The following is a 2922-nucleotide window of genomic DNA, read 5'->3' as shown; positions in this document are numbered from 1 at the left end:
TCATATATTAATCCATTGAAGACGCCAAATGCCATTATTAGTATGATTACTGAGAATAACATGTCGATTATTAAGGACACAATCATTGGTTCCCACCCAATTCATGAATCAAGGCATCCCGGGTCCTACTGGGGAGCTCGGGTATAGGCTTGGCGCCGAACACCACAGTGACGAAACTAACGTCTCCGCTCCACCTTGGAATCACGTGAATCGCTGCATGCGGCTTATTCATTATCCCCACATTGAATCCCTGCGGGTTATATATGTGTCGCAGTGCCCTCATCATTGTTGCGGTCTCCTTCAGCATGGCGTAGAGCTCCTCCTGGGATAAAGCCATGAGGGGCTTATGTTCGTTACTAATGATGATTATGTGGCCATTATTGAATGGCTTTGGATTAACCTTAACGCTATACATTGAAGCCGACTTAACGAGGTGCTCCCTATCTATACTGCATAAAAAACAGGAATGTTTGTATTTGATCCCGGGAATATGCATGAATAAATTACTTAATGGGTATCTTTATGCTTAACTCCTTAGCTAATTCCTTATACCTATTCCTAACCGTAACCTCGGTTACTTGAGCCGCCTGGGCAACCTCCTTCTGCGTCCTGACCTCGCCCTTGAGTAGCGATGCTATGTATACGGCTGCAGCAGCCAATCCAGCGGGGTCTTTCCCAGCCGTTAANCCCTTCTTCTTGGCCTCATCAAGTATCTTGAGGGCCTCTCTCTGTATTTCGCCGCCGAGCCGTAATTGCTCCACTATCTTAGGCACGTATTGCTTCGGGTCGCTGAGGGGAAGCCTCACTCCAAGCTCCCTAGCTATTAACCTGAAGCACCTGGCCACCTCCTTTCTTGATGCCCTCGTGAATTGGGATATCTCGTCAAGACTTCTCGGGGTCCCTATTTTCCTGCATGCCATGTATAGGCACGCCGAGATTATTGCCTCAACGCTTCGCCCCCTAACTAGTCCCTTCTCTAGCACGTCCTTATATATAGTCATTACCTCCTCCTCGCAGGCCTTCGGTATGCCTAACTGGAACGAGACCCTCTTCAACTCATTCTCTGCCTGCACTAGGTTCCTCTCATAGCTTGTCTGTATTCTGACCCTTTGCTGCCACTTCCTGAACCTGAGAACCTCTAGTTTCCTCTTTATATCAAGCTCCCGACCACTATAGTCCTTCGTGGTCCAATTTATGGTTGTGGTTAATGCCTCGCTAGTTAATCTACTGACTGGACCACCTGTTCTAGCCCTTGAGTCCCTCTCCTCAGGCGTGAATGCCCTCCACTCTGGTCCAAGATCTAGAATATGCTCCTCCAGCACATAACCGCACTTGGCGCAGACTATTTGGCCATTCTCAAAGTCATATATGAATGTAGTGGAGCCACAGCTGGGGCATACTAACTTCTCTCCGCTCTCCTTGACGAATTCCATTTCGTTGCCGTTGCGTAGCATCTTGAACTTATCAAGGGTTTTCCCGGATCCCTCGTTTCCCGAACCCGAATCTTGGGAGTTTGAGTTCATCATCATTCCACTCATTTTAAACTTTTTGCTTGAAAATATCAAGCCATTTATAAACCTTTCTCTTATTATAATGACGATTAATCAAGCATGCATCAATGCATTAGTTTAGGCAATTCACACATTAGATGGATAAACTACAAGCGAAAAACACATGCAAAATAGTTAAAAATAGGAACACCAAGACATTCACCTAACCGCCCTTAATTATAAGAAGAACGCAATCCTCGTCATTCATGGTATCTGAATTGCGACTAAAATGACTTGAGGAAGGCTATGGATCATAAAATGGCCAACAAGCCTCGCCCCTCAAGGCGGGAAGGAAGCCAGTTCAGTAATTGAGGAGCAAAATCGCAGTTCATTTTATCATAATAGATTAGCATTCATTAAACTAGCACGGTACTCCACGGTTCTCGAGGTCCACCCCTTAAGGATCTAGGGTTTTCCAGCCTCCATTATGACGAGGGAGGCAAGAGCATCCACCAATAGGTTAGAGAGCGGCACCACTAATAACGTGACCAGGTAGACAGAGTATAATTGAGCAAGTTCAGTGTATAGTAGCCAAGCATTGATCGCCATATCAATTATAAATATTAATACTCCTATCTTTACATTAATGGGGCCCACAAGGTAATCGAAGAGCGATAACATTGCGAAGAATAGAGTTAAGGTCACTAGCGATAATGATGAGAACACATATATTCCAGAGAAGGGGTAAATACCGTAGAGTTCCTCTATTATCACCAACAGCATGACCTCTAAGCCGCGCATGCCGCTCATCACGCCATAAAGCCTATACATCAAGGCAAACCCATAATTATCCGGATTATAAAAGTTAAGTGAGGAGGAATGCTGCACCAGAAAGTAGGTAGACTTAAGGTTCTAAACATTGAAAACCAATATTATTTGGAGTTAATTAACTAATTTGATTTCCGCCAAATGGTGAAGGCCCAATCCCCAGGGACACATCATCTTCAAGCGATGTTTCCGTTATCAGCATCGCGAGAGTTCATCAAACTGGCCTCATCCCCGGCCCTAAAGGGCGAGGTTTGTCATTCGTTTTATATGCATGGGGGAAACCTCGCCATTTATGGCGGGGATGAGTTGGAGGAAATAACTTTATTAGTGATGTTTTTGTTTTTCTGATGCCCATCGTGGGGTTTAGGTTTAGAGCATACACCGACTAACGTTGAGGGCGTTAAAGGCCCAGTTGAAGTTGCGTGAGAGGCGTGCAACGCCCTTCATTGGGCAAGGCGTGCAGGGCGGGAGCCGCCCGTGGCGCCCGTGATCCGCCCACTACTCGTGATGATGGGCAAGGCGGGGCAAGGAAGCGGGAAGCCCCTTAAGGGCGGGGTAGCTCACCAAGGCAGTGTATGGCTTAATTATGCTTCAATACATGATT

Annotated in this window: 4 protein-coding genes; 1 reads left to right on the top strand and 3 read right to left on the bottom strand. The window is 46.1% G+C overall.

Annotation, left to right across the window (positions count from 1 at the left end):
- Positions 1 to 82: 82 nt before the first annotated feature.
- The 3 genes from AT710_09575 to AT710_09565 form a co-directional block, all read right to left on the bottom strand.
- Positions 83 to 415: a hypothetical protein gene (locus AT710_09575; protein KUO90079.1), complete on the bottom strand. Its 333-nt coding sequence runs from the start codon at positions 413 to 415 to the stop codon at positions 83 to 85.
- 88 nt (positions 416 to 503) lie between these two features.
- Entirely contained in the window at positions 504 to 1523 is a 1020-nt protein-coding gene (gene tfb, locus AT710_09570) for a transcription initiation factor IIB (GenBank protein ID KUO90080.1), read from the bottom strand.
- Between the two features lie 432 nt (positions 1524 to 1955).
- Positions 1956 to 2321 carry a hypothetical protein gene (locus tag AT710_09565; GenBank protein ID KUO90078.1) on the bottom strand — a complete coding sequence of 122 codons (366 nt, stop codon included), beginning with the start codon at positions 2319 to 2321 and terminating at the stop codon, positions 1956 to 1958.
- A 138-nt stretch (positions 2322 to 2459) separates the two neighbouring features.
- Between AT710_09565 and AT710_09560 the strand changes: the two genes are divergently transcribed.
- Positions 2460 to 2666: a hypothetical protein gene (locus AT710_09560; protein KUO90077.1), complete on the top strand. Its 207-nt coding sequence runs from the start codon at positions 2460 to 2462 to the stop codon at positions 2664 to 2666.
- The last annotated feature ends 256 nt before the right edge of the window (positions 2667 to 2922 follow it).

This window comes from Thermocladium sp. ECH_B (assembly GCA_001516585.1).
GTDB lineage: Archaea > Thermoproteota > Thermoprotei > Thermoproteales > Thermocladiaceae > Thermocladium.
This window is presented reverse-complemented; position numbering and strand designations above follow the sequence as displayed.